Origin of the sequence: Pedobacter sp. PLR (assembly GCF_026239675.1) — a bacterium.
Taxonomy (GTDB): Bacteria; Bacteroidota; Bacteroidia; order Sphingobacteriales; family Sphingobacteriaceae; genus Pedobacter.
Genome location: NZ_JAPIVQ010000003.1, coordinates 152,664 through 168,144, shown reverse-complemented (window position 1 = coordinate 168,144; position 15,481 = coordinate 152,664). Strand labels below are relative to the sequence as shown.

Sequence of the window (15,481 nt, the reverse complement as noted above, 5' to 3'; positions counted from 1 at the left end):
ATCCAACTAAGATGATGAAAATTTAAAGAATGAAGAGCAACAATTAACTTACATAGACCCATTTGCCATCTTCTTTAATCAGGTCGATTAAATCATCGAGGGCACGGTCTGCATTTACATTTTTCTTTACTACTTCTTTACCACGGTATAGTGTGATTTTTCCGGGACCGGTACCTACATAGCCGTAATCAGCATCGGCCATTTCGCCGGGACCGTTTACGATACAGCCCATAATACCAATCTTGATACCTTTCAAATGATCGGTACGGGATCTGATCAATTGAGTAGTTTCCTGCAAGTCGAACAAAGTACGTCCGCAGCTAGGGCAAGAGATATATTCTGTTTTAGAGATGCGGGTACGGGTAGCTTGTAAAATACCAAAGCTGGTAGAGTTTACCAGTGCAAGGCCAACCTGATCAGCAGCACTGATCCAGGTCCCGTCGCCCAGGCCGTCGGTAAAAAGGGCACCAAGATCTGTTGCAGCGTACAACATGAAGTCGTCTGCATTCAGGTCAGGATAGTTTCTTTTGATAATTACCGGAAGCTGAATTTTATCGTTCAGCAAGCGGATAAAGAAAGCACGTTGTGCAGCCATACCATGTCCGGCAGTAGTTTCCAATACCAGTACTACATTGTCCTTGTCTTTTAACAGCGACAAGTCTATGGCTTCATTGGCATCAACACTTACTAAGTTTAATTGTGCATCTTTTACTACTGCAGCATGGTATTCTGCGTAGCTCATCAAAGGATGACTGTTGTTTTTATCTTTTAGATTTAACCAGGTCTGGTAGTTATAGATCTGCTTCAGGTTTCCCGGAAATGAAAACGAAGGAAGCGCATCACCCAGATAAACCAGGTCGCAGGCCTGATCAGCCATATTGTATTTATCCAGTCCGGCACTATATTTATAACCTACTGAAGTTAAAAAGTAAGGATCTTTTAAGTTTTCTTTAGATACATCCAACATCACGATCGGATGGTGATGCCCACCGATATGTTGTACAGGAGCAGTAATTCTGCGGTTGTACTCATAGGGTTGGTAAGGCAGGTTTTTGATGGCGATCTGTTCTCTATCAGGCGTTGAATCAGTTTGTAAAGCTCTTTTTTCATAGCGCAATGCCATTGCTTTAGCAACCGGTGCTTCAAATTCAGGATCTTCCGTCAGGGAAACACGAATGGTATCTCCTAAACCATCTTCCAGCAAGGTACCAATGCCGACAGCCGATTTAATCCTGCCATCTTCCCCGTCGCCAGCTTCTGTTACACCGAGGTGTAAAGGATAGTTCATCCCCTCTTTAACCATGGTTTCTACCAGCAAACGATAAGCCTGTACCATTACCTGCGTATTGCTCGCTTTCATCGAGATCACCAGGTTATAGTAATTCTGGTCTTCACACATGCGGATAAACTCCATTGCTGATTCTACCATTCCCCTCGGGGTATCGCCATAATGGCTCATGATACGATCCGATAAGGAGCCGTGATTGGTCCCGATTCTCATGGCAGTACCATACTCTTTACAGATTTTCACCAAAGGGACGAATTTCTTATAGATGCGGTCCAGCTCTGCCTGATAGGCTTGCTGAGTGTATTCTATACTTTCAAATTTCTTCTTATCGGCGTAATTCCCCGGGTTTACCCTTACCTTTTCTACAATTCTTGCGGCAGATTCTGCGGCATTAGGTGTAAAATGGATATCGGCAACCAAAGGCACATTGTATCCACGGTAACGCAATTCTTTTTTGATGTTGGCCAGGTTTTCTGCCTCTTTGATGCTGGGTGCAGTAATACGTACGTATTCGCAACCAGAGTTTACCATGCGAATGGTTTGTTCAACGGTACCAATGGTGTCCATGGTATCGGTAGTGGTCATCGACTGAATCCGGATTGGATTTAATCCGCCCATAGGCACATCACCGATGTTCACTTCACGCGTTAGAAACCTTGAATATTGGGTTAAACTATTGCAATACCCACCTATTAACTCTTTTTGAACAATTACTTCTTCCATCAATTTAAGATAAGAACATCAGCTTGCGATGTAAATATCTGGCAAAGATAAAGATTATGTTGATTAAATCAGTCTTTCCTTGATCACAAGGGTCTCTGCAATCAGGTCATGAAAACATTGCTGTTTCCTGTTGAGGAAACTATATAGATAACCAAAGAAAACCGGAAGTACCGATAAAGCTTTGGCTGCATTCCGGCCAAAGGAATTCCCCAGACTGATCCGGTTGCCTTCCATATCTGTGACCCGGATATTCAGCAGAGCCTTACCAATGGTTGCCTGTTTAATACCGGCCTCGGCGATGCTACCATAGAAAAATTTAGCCAGGGGAATCAGCGGCAGACCGATAACAATTGCTGCAATCCGCTCTGTCTTTTCCGTAATGAAAATAAAGCCCAGCAGCACTAAAAGCGCATAGCACAAAGTAATCAGGAAATAATCAATTACGCTGGCCAGCAGCCTTTGGTCAAAAGAGGCAAAATACTGTGGTGCGGTCTGATGATAAGTAAAACCAAGAAGCTCACGCAGTTCCGGGAACTCGTGAGCTTCTTTATAATCATCCATTCCAGGCTTCCTTACAAATGTTCCCGGAAGGATGGATAACGTTTTCAGCTGGTCTAAAGGATAAGGTCCCGTTGGCTTTCCATTGATCACAACGGTATATTTTGGGCTAACCCCGTTTTCCATGCTTTATAATTTTAAGCTGATGGCCATGGTATCATGACCATCCCTGAATTCATAACTAGTAACGTGAGACTTCAAAACTGCTCAGTCCACCATCAAAATTAATGAAAATCTTGTTAGTTGAAGTACTGTAATTCGGCGTTTCATAAGTCCCGTCTTTCATTTTTGTGAATCCGGTGAAATCTTTGGCAGAAAGTCCGGTTTTAGTTTTTATTCTACAACCCGATTCTGTAGGGATATTAATTTTAACATCCGCGATTCCCGTTTTCACATTCACATCCGTGATCGGTAATCTACTTCCAAGCTTGATATCCAATGCCGCAGCACCGCCATCAAAATTGAACGTACGCACTTTGTACTCGCTCAGGTCGAAATCTACTTCTCCCGCACCCATATTCATGTGCATCTCCCATTCCGGGTTTTTATTCAAATGAAAATCAACATCATTGCCGCCTTCATTCATCGACCAGCCCGACTTACCCTTCATTTTGAAAGTAACTGCAGTAGTGCTATCTGTAGTGCTTTTAGTTAAGGAGAACTCCCCTGCTTTTTTCTCTACATGCGCCTGCAACAAGCTGTCCGTTTCTCCTTTTAGCTCAAAGGAAGTTCCTCCACCGGAGATATTGAATACTACTTTCTTATTCAGCGCTTCATCATAAGCCTCAGAGAAATTCAACTCATCATAACCTCTGTCACTGGAATCGCTGTGATCATCCGTATTCATTTCTTCAGAAAGCTGATCTCCGATCCAATTACGACCATTTTCTGGTCTCTGCTGCCCTTTCACGAATAACATCGATAAAGTGATCACCAGAACGCCTATGGAAACCATGCCACCTACCTGCGATTTGCTTCTGCTAAATAGGATATTTACTCCTGCAATGATCAGGAAGATCGGCCAGAAACGGATCACATTCCGCCAGTAAAAATCAATAATATGAAAGTTCTCCAGAAGTAATACACCGCCGATAAACAACAGTACGATACCCCACATTATTCTATCTGTTTTCATCTATCTATATTTTTATAATGAATAGCTATACCTTTAATTAATCACGTTTAGTAAACCTGTCGTCTGCAGGTGGCACAGTTCCTTCAGTCCCGGTACCTGGTATCGAAGGGCCTGTTTGACTAACATCATCAGTTGATGGAGTCACAATACCCTCAGTAGCTACGGTCGGGTCAACAGCATCAACGGGATCAACCGTTGTAACCGGAGTAACGGGTGTTACCGGATTTGCCGCGTTCCCAAAACCATCACCCTGCTGCTCTTTCCAATTGTCCCAGGCAGTTTTATTTTTGCCTTTCATGATGAAACTCGCACCAATCGCAACAAAGACCAATGGCCATAATTTACCCAGACTAAACCAGAACGGAATGATGTTAAATTCATTCATCAGGAAGTAAATCCCGATAACCAGCAGGAATAAACCACCTACTGTTCTGCCTGTTTCATTATTTGTTTTAGAGAAGGGCTTGGTAAAGTCCTCCATTTTAGGGCTTGCTTTAAAAGGATCTTCATTAATAGTAGATGAAGTCCAGCTGCTGCCAGCAGAACCAGTATTTTCTGGTTTCGGCTGTGCCTGCGAAGCACTCCCCGGTGTACCAAACGGATTGTTTGGCTGCCCTTTGAAAAAGTCGTTGAATTTGGAGAACCGCAATGTCGGATCATTATTTACAGGAACAACAATCCACATCACAATGTAAACCAATACCCCTGTGCCTACCAAAAATATAGTAGAAAGCACAAACAATAGTCTGATAATAGTTACATCCACCTCCATATACTCCGCAATTCCTGAGGAAACACCTGCTAAAACTTTATCGTGTTCATTTCTAAATAATCGCTTGTCCATAATTATATCCTCCTTTTCTTATTTATTTTTTCTTTAAAACTGTAACGGTTTTAAGGTTACTTCATCAACGTTTACACCAGCACTCAGGTTTAAAATAGTATGTATGGTACCGGCAATATCTTCCGGTTGTACAAAACGCTCCGCGGGAATTTCTGTCCCTTCCCATGAAGATGTTAAGGTGGAACCTGGCAAAATTGCCGTCACTTTAACATTGTATTTCGATAACTCCTCCCGGTATACATCATTAAGACTTAGCAAGGCTGATTTAGTTACACAATACCCACCGGCATTTGGTATGATTTCTTTACTAGCTACCGAGCAAATGTTAAAAATATGCCCTGACTGCTGATTACGCATGATTTTACCAAAGTATTTAGAAAGATAATAAGGAGCCAACAGGTTCAGATTCAACTGTTTCTCGAAGGCATCATCTGCTTCATCCAGCATTAAACCCGGTAAATACGTCCCGGCATTGTTCACCAAAACAGCGATACCGGAATACGCCTGGCTTACCGCATTACAAAACGCAGCAACTTCCGCTTTGTTCCCCAGATCGGCAACATAAGTAAAAACAGAAACTCCGGTATAACTCAATTCGGCTGTAAAAGCCTCCAATTCAACGGCATTTCTTGCGCAAATGGCAAGATTATATCCGTTTTCAGCCAGTTTAATGGCAATAGCCCTTCCAATTCCTTTGGTGGCTCCGGTAATTACAGCATTCATCTCCTCTAAATTTGTCAGCAATATTACATAAAATGCCCTATAGTATATAGCCATATCCACACCTAAACGTGGCAAAAACAAGCAGTAAACGAAATATTTATTTAATAAATAAAGCAATGACCCAACAATTTTTGTTGTTTCTTTGTAGTAATATTGCATTATTACCATAGCTAATTTTTCATTAAATGAATTTCACCAATTTTGGCAGATACATACTCTTATTAAAGGCCGTATTCAGAAAGCCGGAGAAGTTAAGCATATATATGAAGGCCATCTTCAAACAAATGGACTTTATCGGCGTAGGTTCACTCGGCTTGATTTCTATCATCTCCACCTTTATTGGTGCGGTAATGACCTTGCAGATTGCCTTTCAGCTGGTTAACGATTTTATCCCTAAAACTATTATCGGTTCTGTAAACAGAGACTCCAGTATTCTGGAATTAAGTCCAACCATTACTGCAATTGTACTGGCGGGAAAAATCGGCTCTGCCATCTCTTCAGAGATTGGTACCATGCGTGTAAGTGAGCAGATTGACGCTTTAGAAATTATGGGCATCAACTCTCCGGGATACCTGATCTTACCAAAGATCCTTGCCGGAATTACCATGGTTCCCCTATTGGTGATCATTTCTATGGTATTGAGTATCGGTGGTGGATTTATTGGTGGTACTTTATCAGGAGCAGTTTCTGCAGCTGAATATATTCAGGGTATCACAACCGACTTCAACCCTTATACCATTGTAGTAGCCCTGGTTAAAGCTTTTGTATTCGGTTTCATCATTACTTCGGTTCCTGCATATGAAGGTTTTTATGTAAAAGGCGGTGCATTGGAAGTAGCACAGGCAAGTACAAGAGCGGTAGTAGTAAGTTGTATTACTATTCTGGCATGTGATTACATCGTAACCCAGTTATTACTATGATCGAGATCAAAGATATTTACAAATCATTCGGCGATAATGAGGTTTTAAAAGGGATTTCAGGGATATTTAAGCCTGGAGTAACCAACCTGATCATTGGCGGTTCCGGTTCCGGAAAAACCACCTTATTAAAATGTATGATTGGCTTACACCATCCTGAAAAAGGAAGTGTAGAATATGATGGACGCGAGTTCACCGCCATGAACTTTGAGGAAAAGATAGAGATCAGAAAAGAAATCGGGATGCTCTTCCAGGGATCAGCACTTTTTGACTCCATGACGGTAGAAGAAAACATCATGTTTCCTTTAAATATGTTCACCGATCAGGGGCGTTCCGAAAAACTGGACCGTGTAAACTTCTGTCTGGAAAGGGTAAACCTCACTGATAAAAACAAATTATTCCCTGCGGAACTTTCCGGAGGAATGAAAAAACGGGTGGGTATTGCCCGTGCCATCGCCATGAACCCTAAGTATCTGTTCGTCGATGAGCCAAACTCTGGTTTAGATCCAAAAACATCCATCGTAATTGATGAGCTGATTAAAGAGCTAACCGAAGAATACAATACCACTACCATCGTCGTAACACACGATATGAACTCCGTAATGGGAATTGGAGATTACATTCTTTTCTTACACGAAGGAAAAAAATTCTGGGAAGGATCCAACAAAGAGATCGCCCATACTGACATTCAAGAACTAAATGATTTTGTTTTTGCCAGCCGCTTTATGAAAGCTGCAAAAGACAAATTTTAATACCCATATTTTTATGATAAGCCTGTTAACACCAACACACTGGAAAGATTACGAGTTGATTGATTGTGGTGATTTTGAAAAATTAGAACGCTTTGGAAACCTGATTTTATGCAGACCTGAACCTCAGGCTGTATGGAAAAAGATGATGTCTGAGCAAGAATGGAAAAAATTAACCCATATCAGGTTCAAAGGTCGCTCGGCAACAACCGGCGAATGGACAAAAAGCTCTGCACACCTGCCTGACCGCTGGAATGTGAATTATAAAAACGACGATGTAAGTATTAACCTGCGTTTAGGTTTAACTTCCTTCAAACACGTTGGCGTATTCCCTGAGCAGGCAGTAAACTGGGACTATATCTCTTCCTGCGTTAAAAAGTTTAAAACACCAACACCTAAAGTACTTAACCTTTTCGCTTATACCGGTGCAGCATCATTGATCGCGAAAGCGGCAGGTGCAGACACTACGCACGTAGATTCTATCAAACAGGTAGTGAACTGGGCCAACGAAAACCAGGAACTTTCCAACCTTAAAGATGTACGCTGGGTAGTAGAAGATGCCTTGAAGTTTGTAAAAAGAGAACTGAAACGCGGTAAAAAATACAATGGTATTATCTTAGATCCACCAGCTTTTGGTCATGGACCAAATGGAGAAAAGTGGAAACTGGAAGACCATATTCAGGAGATGATGCAGGATGTAGTGCAATTATTGGATGAAGAAGAACACTTCTTAATCTTAAACACTTACTCTTTAGGATTCTCTTCTGTGATTGTAGAAAACCTGATCAAAACTTCTTTCCCACAGGTTCAAAACCTGGAGACCGGAGAACTGTATTTACAAGCTACCTCTGGTATTAAATTACCATTGGGTGTATTCGGAAAGTTTAATCACTTCGGTAAATAAGTAAGCAAATACCATCAGCTATAAAAAACAAAGCGTCGGGGCCTAATCCGACGCTTTAAACACACCTAAACCCAGGCAATCAATTATGGAGGGTAGTAGATTTTTTAGCTGACTACAGCCAGTTCATTCGCAATAAATCTCCAGTTCTCATCTTCAGGAATCCCTGGCTTACGCTTTCCGAAAAACTGAACGATAATCTCCCCTTTATCATCAAAAACTTCTATACTGGTTACAATGCCATCTTTTGTAGGCTTTTTAACCAACCATACCGAAGCAATGGCATCTGTTCTTAAATGCAGGTTGAAATCCGGATCAAGCACATTGAACCATGGACCTGTTTCCACTTGTTTTTTAACCAGTCCGGTGTGAATCTGAATACATCCGGCACTACTTGTAAATACCATAACCGGCAAGTCCGTTTCTGAGGCTTTGTGTAAAATCGCTTTCAAAGAATCCGGAGTGATAGAGAAGGCATGTCCTTCAGGAGCCAAACGAAGGGCTTGTGTTCTGCTCAAAGCATAGGTCCTCAAAAGACCATGAAAATCATGTGTATCCTCTAAAGCCAGCCATGACTTCTGGAAGCTTTCCACTGCTACTTCTTCATCAGCAACTTCTGTTGCCGCAACTTTTGCCGCAGCAATTTCTAATGGCGCTTTCTGATCATCCGCAGTATATTTAGCAACTAACTCTTCATAAGCAGCTTCCAGACTATCTTCCGTCAGATAAATCTTATGCACCGCTTCTCCGTCTTTACCAAAGAACTGTAAGCTTTTTCTATTGTTTTCATTTACGGCAAAGCCGGATGCCCATTGGCTCATGAATAACCTCAGGTCAATATCAGGATTTACAGCAAGGCCCATAGATCCGCGGAAAGTAACCTTATGATAAACTCCTTTACGCTCATGAACGCAATTGTCATTACGCGTTAAAGCCATTACTTTCCCTAAAGCTTCTACCCCTTGCAGGATTTCAGGAAACTCATCCTTTAAGCGGATGGCAGTATTCCCCACTGTAGTTGCCACTAAAGCTGCTTCGGCAGTACCTAATGCTCTGGCTGCATCTCTGATTCTTAGTTTAGGATTTTCTAATTTGAAAGCTTCCCATTGCTGTTTTAAATCTAATGAATTTTCCATAATTCTTACTTTAATATCGTTGCTGGTACAACCAGCGGACAGTTATAACCTTCACATTCCATCAGTTTTACTTTTATACTGAAAGTTTCGTGTATATTTTCACAGTTGATCACTTCTATTGGTAAGCCTTCGGCCACCTTTTTTCCCTGTTTCAGCATCATGATGCGATCTGCAAAACGGGAGGCAAAATTAATATCGTGTAAAATACAAACCACACAATAACCGCGGTCTGCCAGTTTCCTGGCCAGCTCCATAATCTGTTGCTGGTATAATAAATCTAAGCCATTCGTAGGTTCATCTAAGAACAAACAGGCATCGGGACTATCATAAATCTGCGCGATCACCCTGGCCAGCTGCACCCTTTGCTGCTCCCCACCGGAAAGCGTATTGTAATCTCTGGAAGCCAGGTGGCTGATACCTGTTTCTTCCATCGCCTCACGGACAATCCTAAAATCATCTTCGGTAGGCTTTTGCTTAAAATGAGGATAGCGACCCATTAAAACCAGCTCATTCACCTGAAAAGAAACCGACAATGTATTGTGTTGCGACAATACCGCACGTGTTTTCGCCAGATCTTCGAGGCGATAATCTGCTAGTGCTTTACCCTGGATGGTAATTGTTCCGGCAGAAGGGCGGATCTCGCGGCAAAGCAATTTCATCAATGTACTTTTCCCAGCGCCGTTGGCCCCTAATATCGCCAGCAACTCCCCTTTATGGGCGTCAAAGCTCAAGCCATCCAACAATTTCTTCTCTCCTACCTTAAAACTCAGTTCTCTTACCTTGATCATTTATAGGTTCGTTTTATTTCTTTCCGTAATGATGATATATATAAATACAGGGGCACCAATCATGGCCGTTAATATGCCAATTGGCAATTCTGCCGGTGCCACTACTGTTCTTGCAATTAAATCTGCCAGGGTTAACAACGCTGCACCCAGCAATGCAGAACCCGGAACCACCAACCGATGGTCGGCAGTAAAAGTCATCCTTAAAATATGTGGAATAATCAATCCGATAAAGGCGATCATCCCTGCTACTGCCACCGAAGCACCAACAGCCATCGTGGCCAGACAAATGACCAGTCTTTTGACCACTTTCACATTTATACCCATGTGCATGGCCTGTGCTTCTCCCAATGCCAGCGCATTTAGAGATTTAGCTAAAAAAGGCAAGCCAATTACCGGAATCAATACGAAAGGCAATAATGCCGTTACTGTTGGCCAGCTGGCACCGCCTAAACTCCCCAGACTCCAGAACGTAATGTTGCGGAGCTGTGCATCCGTAGCCATATAAGTTAACAAACCGGTAAAAGCCCCTGCCATCGCATTGATGGCTATACCACCTAAAAGTAAAGTGGTGATAATGGTTTTCCCGTTTCTCATTGCAATGCGATAAACCAACATCGTGGTTAATCCTGCGCCAATAAATGCGGCAATCGATAAAGCATAAAAACCAAGCACACCGGTTAATTCCTTAAATATTTTGGTTTCCAGTACGATCATGACCACCGCAAATAGCGTGGCTCCGGAAGAAATACCAATTAATCCGGGTTCCGCCAATGGGTTCCTGAAAAGCCCTTGAATCGCTGCACCGGAAATTCCGAGTGCGGCCCCAATCAATACGCCCAAAATTACCCTTGGCAAGCGCAGGTTTAAAAACACTGCTGCCTGCTGAGACTCAAAATTCTGTTGTCCGGATAAACCGGTATGATAGGCAATGATGGACATCAACTCTGAAAAACTAATGGGCACCGCCCCCACACAAGACGAAATAACCATCGTTAAAATCAAAACGATGGTTAAACATAAAAGGATATATCCTGTTTTTTTGATCACTTTATCTTTTCTGCTAATGAAGTTACTGCCTGACCTAATCGCGGACCAAAACTGGTCAGCATTTCTCCGGGCATAGTCACCACTCTTTTATTTTTCCCTGCATTGGTTTGGGCTACACCCTGTACTTCCAATAATCCGGAAACACCACCTAAACTTTCTAATCCATCATCAAATAGCAACAACACATCAGGGTTTGCTTTCACCAATGCTTCAGAAGTTAAAGGTTTGTATTCTTCAAATTCCGTAATGGCATTAACACCGCCAGCCATTTCAATCACTTTTTCTACGGGTGTACCTGTACCGCCAACCATCATGGTTCCGGTACCACGCGCATAAATAAACAACACTTTAGGCTTTTTAGAATTGTTGACATGCGCCTGTGCTTCTGCCAACTGTGTTTCAAAAGCTTTAGCCAGTGAATCTGCTTTAGCCGTATGCTGAAGACTATCCGCCACTGCATGAATCAGCTTTTTCGTTCCTTCCGCAGTAAAATCCTGATCAAAAAGAATCAAGCGGATTCCTGCTGCTTTAAACTGCGTAGCCAGCTGTGGACTCATTTCTTTAGCCATGCCCACTACGATATTTGGTTGTAGGGATAACACACCTTCTGCGTTAATTCTCCGGTTGTGTCCTACTTTAGGCTTGCTTCTCAGGCTCTCCGGGTAATTGCTGGTAATATCTGTCCCTACAATATTTTTCTCCAGACCAAGACCGGCAACAATCTCAGAAATCGTCCCGTTGAGGGAAACAATTTTGACACTATCCAGCTGTTGATCGGTTGTGTTTTTGTCTGCGCCGGCATTACAGGCATTAAGTGCCATTACCCCGCAAAACAAAATAATTAGTTTGTATTTCATGTCTTTGTTTTTTAAATCAGCAGCAGGAAAAAGGATGAGCTTCCGGCATCCACCGGAAGCTTCCTACAACCTAAACTAACCAAATTTTAGCCCTTCTTAACGAGTGCATACTCAATCACAGGCTCACCGCGTTTACCGCCATCACCAGCACCCATTGAGATGAACTTCAGTTTATATACATTTCCGGAAGCGTCTTTAATCACATAAAAACGATCCGCTTTAACTCCTGTTGCCGGACTGGTAGAGCGCCAGTCTGAACCAATCACATTACGATCTGCTTTGAAACTTGTTGCAGCGATATCACTCTCCTTATAATTAGCATAAGAAACTGTAGTTGTAGCTACCTGTGCTGCCTGAGCACCACCCAGATTGTTAACAAAAACAATATCAGAGAATCCATAAGGATAAGTAGTTCCTCCTGCTGCACCATAGTAGATAGACCAGGTCCAGGCCAGATCCCATTTCGCCTTTGCAGGCTCTACATTCAATACGCTTGCCACATCGCTAAAGTTTACAAACACAAAGTTGTTTGCTGCATCTTTAACCAGGTCGATCGTTTTGAAAGTCGTTTCTTTCAGTTTAGCATACTGTAAAGTATAGCCAGCTCCTTTTCTCAAGATGCGGATTTTCAATAAATTGTCTAATGACAACACTGAAGTATGGCTACCACCAGAAGGATTAACGATAAATACTTTATTGTCTGCATCAGTAGCAGAAACACTGGCAATAACATCTTTAGTTACATCGCCATAAACGTTGTCAATATTTACAAAAGGATGCACTGTAGGGGATTCTGAAACTCCCAGAGCAATGGCCAGATCATCCAATACCACATCTGATGCCGTTACCGCATTCAAATCTGATTTACCGGCAAGCTGAATCGCTGAGGTACCGTTGGTATTGTTCAGTCTTACGCGGAAATCAGTTCCCGAAGAAAAACCAAGTACCCAGGCATCTCTTTTTACATTGACCAGTGAGTTGCTGCTTAAATCTACGTACACCGTATTTAAAGCGCTACTTCCGGCTTCCGTTCCAAAAATCCCTTTTAGCGTCAATTGTGATCCTTCAGAAGTAATCGAAGAGAAAGTCAACTCTGTTTTCAGGGTGCTTCCCATGACCAGCGGACTTCCGGCAGCGCTAATGTTAAAGGCAATAGTTTCTGTACCATTGATCACTGCATTGGCTACTTTTTTCACTTTAAAAGAAGCAGTTGTTCCACCGGCAGGGATGCTCAATGTTAGGGTATTTCCTGTTGCTGCAGGTTCAGTGGTATATTCCGTTCCGTAAGTTAAGCCGGTTCCCTGAAGGTTAACGGTTACCGCTACGGCAACATCTGTGGCTCTTGCCAAATTTATTTTCAGTACCGCTTCTGCTGCAGATGCTTCAAGCCCCTGCTTTGCCGCTTCAAAATTGATGGTATTGTCTGGCATTGGCGGATCTGATTTTTTGCAGGACGTTGCCGTTGCTATCATCGTGATCATAAAGAGGAAATGGAGAACTTTTTTCATAATATTTTGATTTTATAATTGATTACTTTTTAGCCCAGCTCATGGTTAAACCCAGGAAATAAGAACGGCCATAGCCAAATGGATTGCTGCCATCGCTAACATGGGCGCCTGCCTCCACACCGGTGGTGCGGACTCTGGTTACATCCAGCAGGTTTCTTACTCCTCCATTGATGCTCAGGTATTTGTTAATGGTTTTATTTAGGGTCAGGTCTGCGATATGGTAAGCAGCCATTTTACTTAACCTGGCAGTAGTACCTTCCGCATTCTGACTCAGGATATAAGCGGATTTCTCCCCTGTAAATTTGTAGAATAAGCTCACATTGGTATTAATTTTTGGCACCAGATAAGAGATGTTGGAATTAATTTCCGGCGTCCATACAAATTTCGGTGTGCTCCCTAATTCATCCTTTTCTTCCGAATACATATTGTATTGTCCGATATAAGCAAAGCCTAAACTTGCTTGTAAACCTTTCCAGTATAGGGAATTGGTCCACTCGCCGCCCAGAGTTTTGTTTTTAGCGATATTGAGGTAAGTATTTACATTAGTTGTGCCTTCTACCAGGCCTAAATCAATCTTGTTTTTATAGTCGTTGAAAAAACCACTGACCATCGTATTTACTCGTAATTCCGGCGTCGATTTTACGGCCAGGGAAAGTGATCCATGGTAGCTATTCGAATATTCTGCTTTCAGATCGAGGTTTCCTTTCAGATCATGATTGCTGTCTTTCATATAAAAATACAGCTCTCTCAACATCGGTGCTCTAAACCCTCTGGCATAAGAAAGGCGCAGGTCAAGGTCTTTATTCAGTTTGATTTTAGTATGTAAGGAAGGAATAACCGGTGGCGCATCGTATATCGAGTTTTTAGTCAGCCTGAAACCAGGTTTCAATTGAATCGCCTCATTTATCTGCCATTGTGTGGATAGGAAAAATGAATAATCATTGATCACCGGTGAGCCGGTTATCCTGCCACCCTGTCCGGAATTCCTATTGAATTCAATACCTGGCTGCAAGGTCAGTTCCGGTGATATTTTATATTGAACTGTACTTCTAAAAAACAGGGTACTTAACTCATCCAGATCCTGTGAAGCCAGCTCTGTAGATAAGGTTTCTTTGCCTGTCGCCAGGTCCAGATCTGTAGACAATGTCCGGCGACTATAATCCGTATAAGCGGCAGCCGCATCTATGCTCAGCTTATCATTTACAAATAATGATCCCTGCAACTGGTGAAACCAACGTTTAGAAATGTACTCTTTATCTGATACTTTAGGCGAATTACTGACCGGTCCTAAGAGCTTTAAGCTTTCATCGGCACCATTGAAACGGTACCATATCTCTAATTTCCCATTTTTATATCCGGCAGCTGCCGAAGTCAGCCACTGATTTTTAGGCAACCATTCTTGCTCACGACCGGTTTTTAGCCCCTGCCATCCGCCAAAATTATTACGGCTACCGGAAGCAGCAGCATGCCATCCGTTTTTCTGCCAGTTGAATCCAATAAATTCGTTATGTGTTCCTTTGCCATCAAAGGCATTATATTCTTTTCCTGCGCTTTCTTCCTGAACCCTTGCCGTTACCGAGAACCGGTCCCGTCCGCCTCTTTTGGTAATGATATTGATCACCCCGGCCATGGCATCTGTACCGTATATCACCGACATCGGTCCTTCTACAATTTCGATCCGTTCTACGGTGTTTACATCAATTTGTCCGAGGCTCTCTTTTTCTACTCCACGATCCATCATCGGAACGCCATCTATCAGTATTTTAATACCTGCACCGGAAACGCCCATCAATTCAGGGGTACTAATTCCGGTTGGTCTATCTGTGGAGAAGCGAATGCCCAATTCCGTGTTTAATATACTTTTCAGCTCGGTAGCCCCGCGAAGACGGATCATTTCACTACTAATCGTCCGCACATTATAAACAGAATTACGTAAGGACTGAGGTTCGTATTGTCCGGTAATCACGACTTCATTGAGTTCGTAAGCATTTTCTTTCAGACGTATGGCCGGAAGGTTCTGTTCCTGATTCGCCACAACTTTCAAGGGCGTTTCTATTTGTTTTTTGGTAACCGATTGAAAAATCAGCGTTTGTTCCCCCTCAGGTGAAAATATTTTAAAGTTTCCTTCGGCTGTGCTGTAAGCAATCCCCTTTTGCCCTTTAATGAATACCAACACATTTGCCGCTGGTCTGCCATCTGCTGTATTTACAGTTCCGGAGATAAATCCACCTTTTTCCTGTGCATTAGCCGTGATTACGGAAATAAAGAGCAAAATAGGTAGCAGCAGCAATCGTGTCATTGTTTGAT

14 protein-coding genes are annotated in these 15,481 nt (G+C 42.5%); 3 read left to right on the top strand and 11 right to left on the bottom strand.

The genetic code is table 11. From position 1 onward, the window contains the following. Window positions 1–43: 43 nt before the first annotated feature. The 5 genes from ispG to OQX61_RS07760 form a co-directional block, all read right to left on the bottom strand. A complete protein-coding gene (ispG, locus tag OQX61_RS07780; protein WP_265841088.1) occupies window positions 44–2,011 on the bottom strand; it encodes a (E)-4-hydroxy-3-methylbut-2-enyl-diphosphate synthase in 1,968 nt (655 codons plus the stop codon). A 63-nt stretch (window positions 2,012–2,074) separates the two neighbouring features. Then, complete coding sequence (locus tag OQX61_RS07775) at window positions 2,075–2,695, bottom strand: RDD family protein (RefSeq protein ID WP_265841087.1); 621 nt, start codon at window positions 2,693–2,695, stop codon at window positions 2,075–2,077. A 55-nt stretch (window positions 2,696–2,750) separates the two neighbouring features. Then, complete coding sequence (locus OQX61_RS07770) at window positions 2,751–3,704, bottom strand: DUF5668 domain-containing protein (protein WP_265841086.1); 954 nt, start codon at window positions 3,702–3,704, stop codon at window positions 2,751–2,753. 37 nt (window positions 3,705–3,741) lie between these two features. Then, window positions 3,742–4,548, bottom strand: a complete 807-nt coding sequence (locus OQX61_RS07765; RefSeq protein ID WP_265841085.1) for a PspC domain-containing protein — start codon at window positions 4,546–4,548, stop codon at window positions 3,742–3,744. 33 nt (window positions 4,549–4,581) lie between these two features. Then, window positions 4,582–5,271, bottom strand: coding sequence for an SDR family oxidoreductase (locus tag OQX61_RS07760; protein WP_265841084.1), 690 nt, complete (start codon window positions 5,269–5,271; stop codon window positions 4,582–4,584). Window positions 5,272–5,456: 185 nt separating this feature from the next. Between OQX61_RS07760 and OQX61_RS07755 the strand changes: the two genes are divergently transcribed. From OQX61_RS07755 to OQX61_RS07745, 3 genes are read left to right on the top strand one after another with little or no spacing between them, the layout of a single operon-like run. Then, window positions 5,457–6,191 (top strand): ABC transporter permease, encoded by a 735-nt coding sequence (locus tag OQX61_RS07755; protein ID WP_265841083.1) that lies wholly within the window; start codon window positions 5,457–5,459, stop codon window positions 6,189–6,191. Beyond that, a complete protein-coding gene (locus tag OQX61_RS07750; RefSeq protein ID WP_265841082.1) occupies window positions 6,188–6,940 on the top strand; it encodes an ATP-binding cassette domain-containing protein in 753 nt (250 codons plus the stop codon). The genes OQX61_RS07755 and OQX61_RS07750 overlap by 4 nt, the downstream gene beginning before the upstream one ends. A gap of 13 nt (window positions 6,941–6,953) precedes the next feature. Then, entirely contained in the window at window positions 6,954–7,841 is an 888-nt protein-coding gene (locus OQX61_RS07745) for a class I SAM-dependent methyltransferase (RefSeq protein ID WP_265841081.1), read from the top strand. Between the two features lie 104 nt (window positions 7,842–7,945). On the opposite strand, the gene OQX61_RS07740 is transcribed toward OQX61_RS07745, so the two are convergent. The 6 genes from OQX61_RS07740 to OQX61_RS07715 form a co-directional block, all read right to left on the bottom strand. After that, a complete protein-coding gene (locus OQX61_RS07740) occupies window positions 7,946–8,974 on the bottom strand; it encodes a ChuX/HutX family heme-like substrate-binding protein (protein ID WP_265841079.1) in 1,029 nt (342 codons plus the stop codon). Window positions 8,975–8,979: 5 nt separating this feature from the next. Next, complete coding sequence (locus tag OQX61_RS07735) at window positions 8,980–9,762, bottom strand: heme ABC transporter ATP-binding protein (RefSeq protein ID WP_265841078.1); 783 nt, start codon at window positions 9,760–9,762, stop codon at window positions 8,980–8,982. Beyond that, complete coding sequence (locus tag OQX61_RS07730) at window positions 9,763–10,752, bottom strand: iron ABC transporter permease (RefSeq protein WP_265841077.1); 990 nt, start codon at window positions 10,750–10,752, stop codon at window positions 9,763–9,765. 53 nt (window positions 10,753–10,805) lie between these two features. Beyond that, entirely contained in the window at window positions 10,806–11,666 is an 861-nt protein-coding gene (locus tag OQX61_RS07725) for an ABC transporter substrate-binding protein (RefSeq protein ID WP_265841076.1), read from the bottom strand. Between the two features lie 86 nt (window positions 11,667–11,752). Continuing rightward, a complete protein-coding gene (locus tag OQX61_RS07720; RefSeq protein WP_265841075.1) occupies window positions 11,753–13,174 on the bottom strand; it encodes an HmuY family protein in 1,422 nt (473 codons plus the stop codon). A 22-nt stretch (window positions 13,175–13,196) separates the two neighbouring features. Next, window positions 13,197–15,473, bottom strand: coding sequence for a TonB-dependent receptor (locus OQX61_RS07715; protein ID WP_265841073.1), 2,277 nt, complete (start codon window positions 15,471–15,473; stop codon window positions 13,197–13,199). Window positions 15,474–15,481 lie beyond the last annotated feature (8 nt).